This is a genomic window from Pseudomonas sp. S4_EA_1b, assembly GCF_016307435.1.
Lineage (GTDB): Bacteria > Pseudomonadota > Gammaproteobacteria > Pseudomonadales > Pseudomonadaceae > Aquipseudomonas > Aquipseudomonas rhodesiae.
In genome coordinates this window covers 16,475-30,276 of the sequence record NZ_JAEILC010000037.1, presented here as the reverse complement: position 1 = coordinate 30,276, position 13,802 = coordinate 16,475, and the positions used below count along the sequence as shown (strand labels likewise).

13 protein-coding genes are annotated in these 13,802 nt (G+C 61.7%); 12 read left to right on the top strand and 1 reads right to left on the bottom strand.

Features of this window, described 5'->3' with window-relative positions; all coding sequences use genetic code 11:
* Nucleotides 1–55 precede the first annotated feature (55 nt).
* From YA0848_RS12945 to YA0848_RS12935, 3 genes are read left to right on the top strand one after another with little or no spacing between them, the layout of a single operon-like run.
* Complete coding sequence (locus YA0848_RS12945; RefSeq protein ID WP_169903069.1) at nucleotides 56–1,081, top strand: aminoglycoside phosphotransferase family protein; 1,026 nt, start codon at nucleotides 56–58, stop codon at nucleotides 1,079–1,081.
* Nucleotides 1,078–1,752, top strand: a complete 675-nt coding sequence (gene murU / locus YA0848_RS12940) for an N-acetylmuramate alpha-1-phosphate uridylyltransferase MurU (protein WP_169903071.1) — start codon at nucleotides 1,078–1,080, stop codon at nucleotides 1,750–1,752. The genes YA0848_RS12945 and murU overlap by 4 nt, the downstream gene beginning before the upstream one ends.
* Before the next feature lies 1 nt (nucleotide 1,753).
* Nucleotides 1,754–2,521 (top strand): TerB family tellurite resistance protein, encoded by a 768-nt coding sequence (locus YA0848_RS12935; RefSeq protein ID WP_034101061.1) that lies wholly within the window; start codon nucleotides 1,754–1,756, stop codon nucleotides 2,519–2,521.
* Nucleotides 2,522–2,584: 63 nt separating this feature from the next.
* On the opposite strand, the gene YA0848_RS12930 is transcribed toward YA0848_RS12935, so the two are convergent.
* Nucleotides 2,585–3,559 (bottom strand): alpha/beta hydrolase family protein, encoded by a 975-nt coding sequence (locus tag YA0848_RS12930; RefSeq protein ID WP_198712389.1) that lies wholly within the window; start codon nucleotides 3,557–3,559, stop codon nucleotides 2,585–2,587.
* 77 nt (nucleotides 3,560–3,636) lie between these two features.
* Between YA0848_RS12930 and YA0848_RS12925 the strand changes: the two genes are divergently transcribed.
* The 9 genes from YA0848_RS12925 (at nucleotide 3,637) to YA0848_RS12885 (ending at nucleotide 13,744) form a co-directional block, all read left to right on the top strand.
* Nucleotides 3,637–5,631, top strand: coding sequence for a PAS domain-containing sensor histidine kinase (locus tag YA0848_RS12925; RefSeq protein ID WP_198712390.1), 1,995 nt, complete (start codon nucleotides 3,637–3,639; stop codon nucleotides 5,629–5,631).
* Between the two features lie 18 nt (nucleotides 5,632–5,649).
* The gene (locus tag YA0848_RS12920) at nucleotides 5,650–6,279 is read left to right on the top strand and encodes a response regulator (RefSeq protein ID WP_034101058.1); all 630 of its coding nucleotides are present in this window, start codon (nucleotides 5,650–5,652) and stop codon (nucleotides 6,277–6,279) included.
* A 225-nt stretch (nucleotides 6,280–6,504) separates the two neighbouring features.
* Entirely contained in the window at nucleotides 6,505–7,617 is a 1,113-nt protein-coding gene (locus YA0848_RS12915) for an ABC transporter ATP-binding protein (RefSeq protein WP_169903075.1), read from the top strand.
* 44 nt (nucleotides 7,618–7,661) lie between these two features.
* Nucleotides 7,662–8,702 carry an ABC transporter substrate-binding protein gene (locus YA0848_RS12910; RefSeq protein ID WP_034101055.1) on the top strand — a complete coding sequence of 347 codons (1,041 nt, stop codon included), beginning with the start codon at nucleotides 7,662–7,664 and terminating at the stop codon, nucleotides 8,700–8,702.
* Between the two features lie 94 nt (nucleotides 8,703–8,796).
* Nucleotides 8,797–10,044 carry an ABC transporter permease gene (locus tag YA0848_RS12905; protein ID WP_034101053.1) on the top strand — a complete coding sequence of 416 codons (1,248 nt, stop codon included), beginning with the start codon at nucleotides 8,797–8,799 and terminating at the stop codon, nucleotides 10,042–10,044.
* Between the two features lie 12 nt (nucleotides 10,045–10,056).
* Nucleotides 10,057–10,881 (top strand): ABC transporter permease, encoded by an 825-nt coding sequence (locus tag YA0848_RS12900; RefSeq protein ID WP_034115270.1) that lies wholly within the window; start codon nucleotides 10,057–10,059, stop codon nucleotides 10,879–10,881.
* Nucleotides 10,882–11,021: 140 nt separating this feature from the next.
* Entirely contained in the window at nucleotides 11,022–12,170 is a 1,149-nt protein-coding gene (locus YA0848_RS12895; protein WP_169903077.1) for an iron-containing alcohol dehydrogenase, read from the top strand.
* 84 nt (nucleotides 12,171–12,254) lie between these two features.
* The gene (gene rpe / locus YA0848_RS12890) at nucleotides 12,255–12,929 is read left to right on the top strand and encodes a ribulose-phosphate 3-epimerase (RefSeq protein WP_034101050.1); all 675 of its coding nucleotides are present in this window, start codon (nucleotides 12,255–12,257) and stop codon (nucleotides 12,927–12,929) included.
* Nucleotides 12,926–13,744, top strand: a complete 819-nt coding sequence (locus YA0848_RS12885) for a phosphoglycolate phosphatase (protein WP_034115269.1) — start codon at nucleotides 12,926–12,928, stop codon at nucleotides 13,742–13,744. Before rpe ends, YA0848_RS12885 begins: the two co-directional genes overlap by 4 nt.
* Nucleotides 13,745–13,802 lie beyond the last annotated feature (58 nt).

Genomic DNA, 13,802 nt, shown 5'->3' with positions numbered 1-13,802 from the left:
GCGTGATAATAAAGCATGACCCGCTTGACGGCTAGCGCCGTCGGAGACCCTTGTAATGCCCGAGCAAGATCTACGTTTACAACAGCTGGAAGTCTGGCTGGATGAGCAGTTGCCGATCCTTTTCAACGCTCACGGCTGGGGTGCCGTACCCCCGGCCACATTGACCGCGGCCAGCAGCGACGCGAGTTTCAGGCGCTATTTCCGTTGGGAGGGAGGTGGCCGAACTTTCGTGGTCATGGATGCGCCACCCCCCCAGGAAAACTGCAAACCTTTCGTCGATATCGCGCATTTACTTGCGAGGTCTGGGATAAATGTTCCGAAAATTTATGCAGAAGATCTGCCGCGAGGCTTTCTTTTGCTCAATGACCTGGGCACAAAAACCTACCTGGACGTGATCGACGAGCACAACGCCGATCAATTATTCGCCGAGGCCATCGATGCCTTGCTGGCTTTCCAGCAATTGCCGATGGATGCGCCGCTGCCCAGTTATGACGTCGCCTTGCTGCGGCGCGAGCTGGAACTGTTTCCCGAGTGGTACGTGCGCCGACACCTGGGTATCGAATTGGATACCCACCAACAAGCCCTCTGGCAGTGCGTCAGCGATCGGTTGATCGACAGCGCCCTGGCGCAGCCCAAAGTGCTGGTGCACCGCGACTATATGCCGCGCAACCTGATGATCAGCGAGCCCAACCCCGGCGTGCTGGATTTCCAGGATGCGGTTTATGGTCCGGTCACCTACGACATCACTTGTCTGTTCAAAGACGCCTTTCTTAGTTGGCCCCAGGCCCGCGTGCGGGAATGGCAGCGTGGTTATTGGGCGCAGGCCATGAAACTTGGCATCCCGGTGCAGGCGGACTTCGATGAATTCCTGCGTGCCAGCGACTTCATGGGCGTGCAGCGCCATCTCAAGGTCATCGGCATTTTTGCGCGTATCTGCCACCGCGACGGCAAGCCTCGCTACCTGGCCGACGTGCCGCGCTTCTTCGCTTATATAGAAGCGGTAGTGGCTGAGCGTCCGCAGTTGAGTGAATTGTCCGAGCTGTTGGTCAGCCTGCGCCAGCCGGCCGAGGCCGTTGTATGAAGGCCATGATCCTGGCCGCGGGCAAAGGCGAGCGGATGCGTCCGCTCACTTTGCACACCCCTAAGCCGCTGGTGCAGGCCGGTGGCAAGCGCCTGATCGAGTATCACCTGGAGGCGCTGGCCAAGGCCGGCTTCACCGACATCGTGATCAACCACGCCTGGCTCGGTCAGCAGATCGAAAGCTATCTGGGCGACGGCGCGCAATTCGGGCTGCGCATCCGTTACTCCCCGGAGGGCGAGCCGCTGGAGACCGGCGGCGGCATTTTCCAGGCACTGCCTTTGCTGGGGGATCAACCTTTTCTGGTGGTCAATGGCGATATCTGGACTGACTACGATTTCGCCCAGCTCAAGCAACCGCTCAAGGGGCTGGCGCATCTGGTGATGGTCGATAACCCGGCGCATCACCCTTCGGGCGGTGATTTTTACCTGGATCACGGTCTGCTTCATGATGCGGCGCCCGGTGCCGATAACCTGACCTTCAGTGGCATTTCCGTGCTCGACCCCAAGTTGTTTGAAGGTTACAGCGCGGGTGCCTTCAAGTTGGCGCCGCTGTTGCGCGCGGCCATGGCGAAAGGTCAGGTAACGGGGGAGCACATGGCAGGACGCTGGATTGATGTCGGTACGCTGGAGCGCCTGGCGCAAGTCGAATCCCTGCTCATAGCGGGGCAGTAATATGTTGTGGCCAGGGACGCTGATCGGCGCCGGGGCTGGCTTTGCCATTGCCAGTATTCCGGGGGCCTTGTTGGGGGCACTGCTGGGGCAGGCGCTGGATCGTCGCCTGCAACTGCGCAGTTGGGCGCAGTTGCGCGAGCGCCTGGGCGGTCGCCCGGCGTTACGCAATGATGAATTGCTGTTTGTGTTGCTGGGGCGGCTGGCCAAGAGCAATGGCCGCGTGGTGGATGGGCATATTCAGCAGGCGCGGCAAGAAATGCGCGCCCTGGACATGACCGAATCAGCTCAGCGGCGTGCGATTGCGGCATTCAATCGGGGCAAATCCGGGTCTGACCGGGTGCGCAGATACTTGCGTGTGCTCAAGGCTCAGCCCCATGCGGCCGAAGGCGTGCTGCGCGCCTGCTGGCGGATGGTCTGGGCGGACGGCCGTGCGGATGACGCCGAGCGCGACCTGATCGAGCAGTGGGGGCGCTGGCTCGGCTGGACGCCGCAACAGCTCAAGGCGCTGGCCGCTGACTACGCGCCCGAGCGCAAGCCGTTGGTCAATCGCAGCGCAACGTATCAGGACGCCCTGCGGTTGCTGGGGGTGACGGCCACCGCGGACCCGTCAACGATCAAGCGTGCCTACCGTCGCCTGCTCAGCCGTCATCATCCGGACAAAATCGCCGGCACCGGCGCCAGCCCAGCGCAGGTACGCGAGGCCACCGAGCGCACCCGCGAGTTGCACAACGCCTATGCGTTGATTCGCGAACGCCGGGATTTTCGCTAGTCGCCACCGTTCTAGGTATAGCTGCAATCAAAAAATGTGGGAGGGGGCTTGCCCCCTCCCACTTCAGTTTTGTGTTGTTTGGGGGCTCAACCGGCCTCTGATCCTGCGATAAAGCTGTTCCTGCTCAGCGGCGCTGTTGCCGGGCAGGGTCTTGAGCGACACCTGTTTATAGCCGTCATTCTTCAACCGCTTGGCCGCCTGCAGGCGAGCCATGGCGTTTTTGCTGGACTGCGTGTTGTCTTGATAGAAAACGTCGGCAGTCGGCATTTTCAGGCCGGGGGCCAGTTGCTGCACGTCCGGCTGACGGCCATTGGGTGTCTTGGCGTCGACCATGACGAACTTCTGCACCTGGGACGGTTGCTTCTCGGTCAAGTAGCGCGCCGCCCACCAAGCTCCGGTGCCATGGCCGAGCAGCACTACACTGCGCGCACTCTGGGTTTGGGCGAAGGCCACGGCGGCGTCGATGCGATCAAAAATGCGCGAGGCATCGGTCTTATCCTGCTCGTCGGCGCCCGGAACCACCGACGGGTCGGTGCCCTCGGCTTCGGCGCTGGCGGCTTGTTCGATGGGTTTATCCGCGGTGCTGGCTTCTTTGCTGCTGGTGTCGACCGTGGCTTTGGGCGCTTCCATAACGCGCGGCGGCAGGGTGTCTACGCTCACATCCGGCAACGACAGGCTCAGGCTGCCCCAGTCGGCATCCGGCAATTTGCGGCGTAAAGGGCCGATTGCTTGCGGCCAGTCAGCATTTTCCCCGGCGCCCGGTACGATAATCACCACGCCCTCGGGCTCGGCGCTGTTGGCGGGTTTCCACAGGGCCAGGAAGGAATCGCTACCAGCCTGCAATTGCTGCTGCTCCTGCTGTGGGATTGTGCGTTCCAGGGCGCTGGCTTCAGCCTGGCTGCGTTCCGGCAAGGGCTGGCGCGCTACGGGTTTTTCGGCTTCTGGCGCGGGAGCGTCAGCGGCCTGTACAGAAAAGGCACTGGTAAAGAGCAGCGACAGGCACAATGCTGGCAGTGCCGAACGGTGGTGAAAGGGCATCGTTAATTCCCGGCCAGAAGTGATTCCAGCAGCCTAATGGGTTGGTCAGTATTTGTCAGTGATGTGAGACGTGGATCATGGGTTTTCGCTGTCTGCTGCTTATCGGCTGTTTGTGCGTTGCCTTGATGGGAAACGCCGCCCCCGCGCCTGGCATACCGCAGGCGCAACTCACTGCGCAGCAGCGCCAATGGCTGACCGAGCATCCGGAGCTGCGGGTCGGCGTAGTGTTGCAAGCGCCTTACGCGCAGTACGATCGGCGCCTACAGCGTTTGTCGGGGGCCAATGTCGAATTGATGCAGTGGCTGGCCAAGGCGCTGAATATCGAACTGACGTGGCGCAACTTTCCCACTCAGGAGCAGTTGGAAGAGGCCGTACGCGAGGGCGAGGTAGACATGGCTCCCGGCCTGCAGCAAACCCCGGCCGGTCTGCGCCTGTGGTTGTTCACCGACCCCTATATGCGCGTGCCTCAGCGTGTGGTGGGCATCCGTGAGGGCGGCGCTGCCGTGGAGCTGGAAAAGCTCAATGATCAATCCCGCGTCGCGGTGCGCATGCCCAGTGCCGTGGCCGATTACCTCAGCAGCACATACCCCAATCTCAATCTGCAAGGCGTGCCCATGGAGCGCCAGGCCCTGCAATTGCTGGTCAGCCAACAGGCCCGCTATGCCGTAGTGGATGAAGCGCAACTGAGTCGTCTTTCCGCCGAAGCGGAATTCGCCGGGCTGGCGGTGGTGGGGGATATCGGCCTACCGCAACTCTTGCGTGTAGCCACCCGCCGCGAATGGCCGGAACTGGCCGGCATCATGGAAAGCGCGCTGCGTGCCATTCCCGCCCGTGACCTGGACCAACTGCACAACCGCTGGCTGCAACCCCAATATCCCCGGCTAACGCAATCCCCGGGGCTGTGGCAGAACCTGAGCCTGTTGCTGTGCCTGCTGCTGCTCGCCAGCCTGGCGGTGGTGTTCTGGCAGCGTCGCCACCAACGCCAACTGGAACACGACCTGCTGGCCGCCCGCGAAGAAAGCGCCGCCCGTGCGGCCGGTGCCCAGGCGCTGCGGTTGACGCAGTTTTCCATCGATCAAAGCACCGTCGGCATTCTCTGGGTGAACTGGGACAGTCATGTGCGCTACGCCAACCGTGCGGCCGAAAACATGCTCGGTTATGGCCCCGGCGCTTTGATCGAGCGGCCGCTGGTCGACCTCGATCCCACGCTGGACATGGATCGCTGGCTCAATGTGTGGAAACGCGCACGGGCCAGCGAAGAAGGACCGCAGAATTTCGCCACCGATTGTTTGCGCGCCGATGGCAGCATCCTGCCGGCCAACGTTTCCTTGAGTTTTGTGCGCTTTGCCGATGCGGAATACTTGGTGGTGTACCTCAACGACGTCACCGAACTGCGCCGCACCCTGGCCGCCTTGCTGCAAAGCGAGGCGCAATTGCGCGAGCTGTCGGCCCACCTGGAAACCGTGCGCGAAGAAGAAAAGGCCCGCATTGCCCGTGAAGTGCACGATGAACTCGGGCAGATGCTCACCGTGCTCAAGCTGGAAACCTCCATGTGCGAGCTGGCCTACGCGCAGTTGGACCCCGGCTTGCACGAGCGCCTGAACAGCATGAAGCGCCTGATCGCCCAGCTTTTCCAATTGGTGCGCGACGTGGCCACTGCGCTGCGCCCGCCGATTCTCGACGCGGGCATTGCCTCGGCCATCGAGTGGCAGGCCCGGCGCTTTGAAGCGCGCACGCACATTCCTTGCCTGGTGCAGGTGCCGGATAACCTACCGGCCCTGAGCGACGCCAAGGCCGTCGGCCTGTTTCGTATCTTGCAAGAGGCGCTGACCAATGTGATGCGCCATGCCCAGGCGCATACTGTGGAACTTAGCCTGGCGATTGAAGGCACCGACCTGCGCCTGACCATCAGCGACGACGGCGTCGGCTTCGTTCAGGCACAAGGCCGTGCGACCTCGTTCGGCCTGGTGGGCATGCGCGAGCGGGTGTTGATCATGGGCGGGCAACTGAGCCTGCACAGCGAGCTGGGGGAGGGCACCACCCTGAGCGTGACGGTGCCATTGGATGCCTGACAATAAGAGGAAAGCCTTGTGATCCGTGTACTGGTAGCCGAAGACCACACCATCGTCCGTGAAGGCATCAAGCAATTGATCGGCCTGGCCAAAGACCTGCAGGTGGTGGGAGAGGCGAGCAATGGCGAGCAGTTATTGGAGACGCTGCGCCATGTGGCCTGCGAGGTGGTGTTGCTGGACATCTCCATGCCGGGCGTCAATGGCCTGGAAGCGATTGCGCGGATTCGGGCATTGAACAACCCGCCGGCGATCCTGGTGCTGTCGATGCATGACGAAGCGCAGATGGCCGCGCGGGCCTTGAAGGTCGGCGCCGCCGGCTACGCCACCAAGGACAGTGATCCGGCGTTGCTGCTGACGGCGATTCGCAAGGTAGCGGCCGGTGGGCGCTATATCGACCCGGACCTGGCGGACCGGATGGTCTTCGAAGTCGGCCTCACCGATGCCCGCCCACTGCATTCATTGCTTTCGGAGCGCGAGTTCTCGGTGTTCGAACGCCTGGCGCAGGGCGCCAATGTCAATGACATCGCCCAGCAACTGGCCCTCAGCAGCAAGACCATCAGCACCCACAAGGCGCGCCTGATGCAGAAGCTTAATATCACCTCCCTGGCCGAGCTGGTGCGGTACGCCATGGAACACAAGCTTCTGTAGCGGCATATCTATTTGCGACACCCCGCAAAACCGCGCCGCACCCATTCTTGTCGCTTGCAGCGGGGTTCTTGCCGCCGCACTGTCCAGTGCCCGCCATCGGTGTAGGGCGATCCCTACCCCCAGCCTTCCAACCGGCTGATGAGATTCTCTCCTGGCCCCCGATTTCCGGGGCCTCGCCCCTGGACTACGCTTGTGCCACAGCAGTCCAAAATAAAAGGTGCGGGTATGAGCGAGGTGGATTCAAATGATGTGCTGGTCAGCTTTCGTGGCGTGCAGAAGAGCTACGACGGCGAGAACCTGATCGTCAAAGACCTCAACCTGGAGATCCGCAAGGGCGAGTTCCTCACCTTGCTCGGGCCTTCAGGGTCGGGCAAGACCACCAGCCTGATGATGCTCGCCGGCTTCGAAACCCCGACCGCCGGTGAGATCCAGCTGGCCGGGCGCTCTATCAACAACGTGCCGCCGCATAAGCGCGATATCGGCATGGTGTTCCAAAACTACGCGTTGTTCCCGCACATGACCGTCGCCGAGAACCTGGGGTTCCCGCTGTCGGTGCGCGGTTTGAGCAAGACCGACATCAGCGAGCGCGTCAAACGCGTGCTGAGCATGGTCCAGCTCGACGCCTTCGCCCAGCGCTACCCGGCGCAGCTCTCCGGCGGTCAGCAACAGCGCGTGGCCTTGGCCCGAGCACTGGTGTTCGAACCGCAACTAGTGCTGATGGACGAACCCCTCGGCGCCCTCGACAAACAACTGCGCGAACACATGCAGATGGAGATCAAGCACCTACACCAGCGCCTCGGTGTGACCGTGGTGTACGTGACGCACGACCAGGGCGAAGCCTTGACCATGTCCGACCGCGTTGCGGTGTTCCACCAGGGCGAGATCCAGCAGATAGCCGCGCCGCGCACCCTGTATGAAGAGCCGAAGAACACCTTCGTGGCTAACTTCATTGGCGAAAACAACCGTCTCAACGGTCGCCTGCACAGCCGCAGCGGCGAACGCTGCGTGGTGGAGCTGGCGCGGGGCGAGAAGGTCGAGGCGCTGGCGGTGAACGTCGGCCAGGTCGGCGGCCCGGTGACGTTGTCGGTGCGCCCGGAGCGCGTCAGCCTCAATGGCTCCAGCGAAAGCTGCGTCAACCGCTTCTCGGGGCGTGTGGCGGAATTTATCTACCTGGGCGACCACGTGCGGGTGCGCCTGGAAGTCTGCGGTAAGGCCGATTTTTTTGTGAAACAACCGATCGCCGAGCTGGACCCAGCCCTGGCAGTCGGCGACGTGGTACCGATTGGCTGGCAAGTCGAGCACGTTCGCGCACTCGACCCACTTCTAGAGGCGAATTGATCGCCCCCATGGCTTCACCAACCCTGCACGTGGAGAGAACAACAATGTTGAGATCCCTGAAGTATTCGGCCCTGGCAATTGGCTTGATGGGCGCAACGCACGCCATGGCCGGCCCGGACCTGACCGTCGTGTCATTTGGCGGCGCGAACAAGGCGGCACAGGTCAAGGCCTTCTATGCACCGTGGGAAAGCGCGGGCAACGGCAAGATCGTCGCCGGTGAGTACAACGGTGAGATGGCCAAGGTCAAAGCCATGGTCGACACCAAGAGCGTGTCCTGGGACCTGGTGGAAGTGGAGTCGCCGGAACTGTCCCGCGGTTGCGACGAAGACATGTTCGAGCCACTGGACCCGAAACTGTTCGGCGACAGCGCGAACTACGTGAAGGGCGCGATCCAGCCGTGCGGCGTGGGCTTCTTCGTTTGGTCGACGGTGTTGGCCTACAACGCTGACAAACTGGCCTCTGCGCCAACCAGCTGGGCGGATTTCTGGGACACCAAGAAATTCCCGGGCAAGCGCGGCCTGCGCAAAGGCGCCAAGTACACCTTGGAATTTGCATTGATGGCCGACGGCGTCGCACCCAAAGACGTCTACAAAGTGCTGGCCGGCAAAGATGGCCAGGATCGTGCGTTCAAAAAGCTCGATGAACTCAAACCGTCGATCCAGTGGTGGGAAGCCGGCGCGCAACCGCCGCAGTACCTGGCCTCTGGTGACGTAGTGATGAGCTCGGCCTACAACGGTCGTATCGCCGCCGTGCAGAAAGAAAGCAACCTGAAAGTGGTGTGGAACGGCGGTATCTACGACTTCGACGCCTGGGCCATTCCAAAAGGCCTGGCCAAGGACCGCGCCGAAGCGGCGAAAAAATTCATTGCCTTCTCGGTCGCGCCGCAGCAGCAGAAGACCTACTCGGAAAACATTGCCTACGGCCCGGCCAACACCCAAGCCGTACCGCTGCTGGCCAAGGACATCCTCAAGGACATGCCGACCACCCCGGAGAACATCGCCAATCAGGTGCAGATCGACGTGAGCTTCTGGGCTGATAACGGTGAGCAGCTCGAACAGCGCTTCAACTCCTGGGCTGCGAAGTAACACCGCATAACCCTGTGGGAGGGGGCAAGCCCCTCCCACAAGGGATTTCTTGTGTGTGAAAGATTGCATTCATTTTCAAGATTCGGAGTCAGCCATGGCCATCGCCGTTCCCTCGAACGAGGTCAACAGCCCCACCCTCAAGCAGCGCCTGGCGCGTGCCGAGCGGCTCAATCGCTGGAAAGCCCAAGCGTTGATTGCGCCGCTGGTGCTGTTCCTGCTGTTGGTGTTTCTGGTGCCAATCGTCGCATTGCTCTACAAAAGCGTCGGTAACCCAGAAGTGGTAGGCGGTTTGCCGCGGACCGTGGTGGCGGTGAAAACCTGGGATGGGCGTGGTCTGCCGGGCGAACCGGTGTATCAGGCACTCAGCGAAGATTTGGGCGAAGCGCGCAAAAATCAGACCCTGGGCGATCTGTCCAAACGCTTGAACATGGAACTGGCCGGCTATCGCAGCCTGCTGACCAAAACCGCACGGGCGCTGCCGTTTACCGAAGTGCCCGGCTCTTATAAAGAAGCGTTGGAAAACCTCGACGAGCGCTGGGGCGACCCGGCGTACTGGCAGGCGATCCGGCGCAACACCAACAGCTTTACGCCGTTCTATCTGCTGGCGGCGGTGGATCACCGCATCGACGACCTCGGCGAAGTGGCGCCGGCCACCCCGGATCAGGCGATCTACCTGGATATCTTCGCCCGTACGTTCTGGATGGGCCTGGTGATCACTGCCATTTGCTTGCTGCTGGCGTACCCGTTGGCGTACCTGCTGGCCAATCTGCCAGCGCGCAAAAGTAACTTGTTGATGATCCTGGTGCTGTTGCCGTTCTGGACCTCGATCCTGGTGCGGGTGGCGGCGTGGATCGTGCTGCTGCAATCCGGCGGGCTGATCAACAGCGCCCTGCTGAGCATGGGGCTGATCGATAAACCCCTGGAGTTGGTGTTCAACCGCACTGGGGTCTACATCTCCATGGTGCACATTCTGCTGCCGTTCATGATCCTGCCGATCTACAGCGTGATGAAGGGTATCTCGCCAACCTACATGCGCGCGGCGATTTCCCTGGGCTGCCACCCGTTCACCAGTTTCTGGCGCGTGTACTTCCCGCAGACCTACGCCGGCGTCGGCGCTGGTTGCCTGCTGGTGTTCATTCTGGCGATTGGTTACTACATCACCCCGGCGCTGCTGGGCAGCCCGAACGACCAGATGGTCAGCTACTTCGTGGCCTTCTACACCAACACCAGCATCAACTGGGGCATGGCCACGGCACTGGGCGGCTTGCTGCTGCTGGCGACCGTATTGCTGTACCTGATCTACAACCGGCTGGTCGGCGCCAGCCGCCTGCGCCTGAGCTAAGGAGACCTTGCGATGCTGAGCCCTTATATGTCACCGGTGGAGCGGGTGTGGTTTTACAGCTTGCGGATTCTCTGCGGCCTGATCCTGCTGTTTCTGATACTGCCAGTGCTGGTGATCATCCCCCTGTCGTTCAACAGCGGCAGCTTTCTGGTGTACCCGCTGCAAGGCTTCTCTCTGCACTGGTACCAAGATTTCTTCGCCTCGGCGGAGTGGATGCGCGCCCTGAAAAACAGCATCATCGTCGCCCCGGCGGCCACGGTGCTGGCCATGGTCTTCGGCACCTTGGCGGCCATCGGCCTGACCCGCGGCGACTTCCCCGGTAAGGCGCTGGTGATGGCTTTGGTGATTTCGCCGATGGTCGTGCCGGTGGTGATCATCGGTGTGGCCAGCTACCTGTTCTTCGCGCCGCTGGGACTGGGCAATAGCTTCTTCTCGCTGATCGTGGTGCATGCGGTGTTGGGTGTGCCGTTCGTGATCATCACCGTGTCGGCCACTTTGCAGGGCTTCAACCATAACCTGGTGCGGGCGGCGGCCAGCCTGGGGGCGTCGCCGTTGACCGCATTCCGTCGGGTGACGTTGCCGCTGATTGCGCCGGGGGTAATTTCCGGAGCGCTGTTCGCGTTCGCCACTTCGTTCGATGAGGTGGTGGTGACGCTGTTCCTCGCCGGCCCCGAGCAAGCGACCTTGCCGCGCCAGATGTTCAGCGGCATCCGCGAAAACCTCAGCCCCACCATTGCCGCGGCGGCGACGTTGTTGATTGCGTTCTCGGTATTGCTGCTGCTGACCCTGGAATGGCTGCGCGGGCGCAGTGAAAAACTGCGTACTGCTCAGGTTTAAACTCCAGCGCAGATCAAATGTGGGAAGGGGCAAGCCTCATCCCACATAGGTTCTGTGACCATTCAGCCGCTGAATGAAAGACAACCTGTTTCAGTCAGCTACTCTTGTGCCAGCCCATCCATCAAAAAGAGGCCGCGCACATGAGTACTTCCTCATTCAAGATCGCCCACAAACTGCTGACCGGCGCCGGTGCCATCGAGCAACTGGCCGCCGAGCTGACGCGCCTGGATGTGGATAACCCACTGATTGTCACCGATGCCGCACTGGTTCAGTCCGGCACGGTGGCCCTGGCTCTGGAGCATTTGGGCGGGCGCAGCTATGAGATTTTCGACCGCGTAAAACCCGACCCGGAAATCGCCATTGTCGAAGACTGCATGCAGGCGTACTGCGACGGCGGGCACGACGGTTTGATCGGCGTGGGCGGTGGCAGCGCCATCGACATTGCCAAGAGCGTGGCCGCTTATGCCGGTTACCACGGCGCGCTGGAGGATTTGTTCGGTGTTGACCAAGTGCCGCGCAAAGGCCCGCCGCTGATCGCGATTCCCACCACCGCCGGCACCGGCTCGGAGGTGACCAATGTGGCGATCCTCTCCGACAAGGCTGCCCAGTTGAAAAAAGGCATCGTCAGCGATTACCTATTGCCGGATGTCGCACTGATCAGCCCGCAAATGACCCTGACCTGCCCGCGCAGCGTCACCGCCGCCAGTGGCGTGGACGCGCTGGTGCACGCGATCGAATCCTACTTGTCGCTCAATGCCTCGCCGATCACCGATGCCCTGGCCATTGGCGCGATCAAGCTGATCGTCAACGCGTTGCCCAAGGCCTACGCCAATCCGGTTGACCTGAAGGCTCGTGACGACATGGCCACCGCCAGCCTGATGGCCGGCATGGCCTTTGGTAACGCCGGCGTGGGCGCGGTGCATGCCTTGGCGTACCCGCTGGGTGGGCGCTACAACGTCGGTCACGGCGTGAGTAATTCGTTGCTGCTGCCCTACGTGATGCAGTGGAATAAATTGGCGTGTGTCGAACGCATGCGCGACATCGCCGAGGCCATGGGCGTGAATGTGGCCGGCTTGAGTGTCAACGCTGCCGCCGATCAGGCCGTCGAGGCGATGACGCGCCTGTGCGCCGATGTGGAGATCCCCTCCGGGCTGCGCAGTTTCGGGGTAACCGAAGATGCCATCCCTGCCATGGCTGCGGAGGCGGCAGGTATTGAGCGCTTGATGCGCAACAACCCGCGCAAGCTCAGCGCGGCTGACATCGAGAAAATCTACCGGGCCGCCTACTAGCCATTGAGCCAGGTCACGGTGCGCGGGACAAAGCATGAGGTATACAATGCGCGCCATCGTGATTTAGCTCAGAAAAGGTGCGTCATGCAGCCCTTCGTCATTGCTCCATCGATTCTCTCCGCCGACTTCGCCCGCCTGGGCGAAGAAGTGGACAAGGTACTGGCCGCCGGCGCCGACTTCGTCCATTTCGATGTTATGGACAACCACTATGTGCCCAACCTGACCATCGGGCCGATGGTCTGCGCGGCGCTGCGCAAGTACGGCATCACCGCGCCTATCGACGCGCACCTGATGGTCAGCCCGGTGGATCGCATCATCGGCGACTTCGTTGAAGCCGGCGCCACTTACATCACCTTCCACCCGGAAGCCTCGCTGCACGTCGACCGCACCTTGCAACTGATCCGCGAAGGCGGCTGCAAGGCTGGCCTGGTGTTCAACCCGGCGACGCCGCTGGACGTGCTCAAGTACGTGATGGACAAGGTCGATATGGTGTTGCTGATGAGCGTCAACCCAGGCTTCGGCGGGCAGAAGTTCATCCCTGGCACCCTCGACAAGCTGCGCGAAGCCCGTGCACTGATCGACGCCTCCGGCCGTGATATCCGCCTGGAAATCGACGGTGGGGTGAACGTCAATAACATTCGCGAAATCGCCGCTGCCGGCGCTGACACCTTTGTGGCCGGCTCGGCGATCTTCAATGCCCCGGACTATCAGGAAGTTATCGCCAAGATGCGCGCTGAACTGGCGCTGGCGCGTCCATGAGCGGCTTTGAGCAGTTGTTCCCCGGCAAATTGCCACGGCTGGTGATGTTCGATCTGGACGGTACGTTGATCGATTCGGTGCCCGACCTGGCAGCGGCGGTGGACCACATGCTGCTCAAACTGGGGCGCAAGCCGGTGGGCATTGAGGCTGTGCGCGAATGGGTCGGCAACGGCGCGCAGATGCTCGTGCGCCGCGCCCTGGCCAATCACATCGATGCCGAAGGTGTCGATGAGGTCGAGGCCGAGCGGGCACTGGAATTGTTCAACGAAGCCTATGAAGGCAGCCACGAACTTACGGTGGTCTACCCCGGCGTGCGAGACACCCTCAAATGGTTGAGCAAACAGGGCGTGGAAATGGCCCTGATCACCAACAAGCCGGAGCGCTTTGTTGCGCCATTGCTGGACCAGATGAAAATCGGTCGTTATTTCCGCTGGATCATCGGCGGCGATACCTTGCCACAGAAAAAACCCGACCCGGCGGCGCTGTTTTTCGTGATGAAAATGGCCAATATCCCGGCCTCCCAGTCATTGTTCGTTGGCGATTCGCGCAATGACGTGCTGGCGGCCAAGGCGGCCGGCGTGCAGTGTGTGGCGCTCAGTTACGGCTATAACCATGGTCGGCCGATTGCCGAAGAATCTCCGACATTGGTGATCGATGACCTGCGACTGCTAATCCCCGGTTGCTTGGGAGCGGGCGCTGAGATAACGTTGCCCGACATCGATCCGTCCCCTTCTGGAAATTCCATCGTGGTGGTCACTCGCAAACTCTGGATGAAAGTCATCAAGGCCCTGGCCCGCTGGCGTTGGCGCGCCTGACTGATCCTGGCCGCACCTGTGCGGCACGTTTGCCTACCTGACTGTTAGACCCTCACAC

Excerpts from the sequence above, each read along its gene's own strand:
- YA0848_RS12945 (WP_169903069.1), top strand. The coding sequence starts at position 56 with ATGCCCGAGCAAGATCTACGTTTACAACAGCTGGAAGTCTGGCTGGAT.
- murU (WP_169903071.1), top strand. The coding sequence starts at position 1,078 with ATGAAGGCCATGATCCTGGCCGCGGGCAAAGGCGAGCGGATGCGTCCG.
- YA0848_RS12935 (WP_034101061.1), top strand. The coding sequence starts at position 1,754 with ATGTTGTGGCCAGGGACGCTGATCGGCGCCGGGGCTGGCTTTGCCATT.
- YA0848_RS12930 (WP_198712389.1), bottom strand. The coding sequence starts at position 3,559 with ATGCCCTTTCACCACCGTTCGGCACTGCCAGCATTGTGCCTGTCGCTG.
- YA0848_RS12925 (WP_198712390.1), top strand. The coding sequence starts at position 3,637 with ATGGGTTTTCGCTGTCTGCTGCTTATCGGCTGTTTGTGCGTTGCCTTG.
- YA0848_RS12915 (WP_169903075.1), top strand. The coding sequence starts at position 6,505 with ATGAGCGAGGTGGATTCAAATGATGTGCTGGTCAGCTTTCGTGGCGTG.
- YA0848_RS12910 (WP_034101055.1), top strand. The coding sequence starts at position 7,662 with ATGTTGAGATCCCTGAAGTATTCGGCCCTGGCAATTGGCTTGATGGGC.
- YA0848_RS12905 (WP_034101053.1), top strand. The coding sequence starts at position 8,797 with ATGGCCATCGCCGTTCCCTCGAACGAGGTCAACAGCCCCACCCTCAAG.
- YA0848_RS12900 (WP_034115270.1), top strand. The coding sequence starts at position 10,057 with ATGCTGAGCCCTTATATGTCACCGGTGGAGCGGGTGTGGTTTTACAGC.
- YA0848_RS12895 (WP_169903077.1), top strand. The coding sequence starts at position 11,022 with ATGAGTACTTCCTCATTCAAGATCGCCCACAAACTGCTGACCGGCGCC.
- rpe (WP_034101050.1), top strand. The coding sequence starts at position 12,255 with ATGCAGCCCTTCGTCATTGCTCCATCGATTCTCTCCGCCGACTTCGCC.
- YA0848_RS12885 (WP_034115269.1), top strand. The coding sequence starts at position 12,926 with ATGAGCGGCTTTGAGCAGTTGTTCCCCGGCAAATTGCCACGGCTGGTG.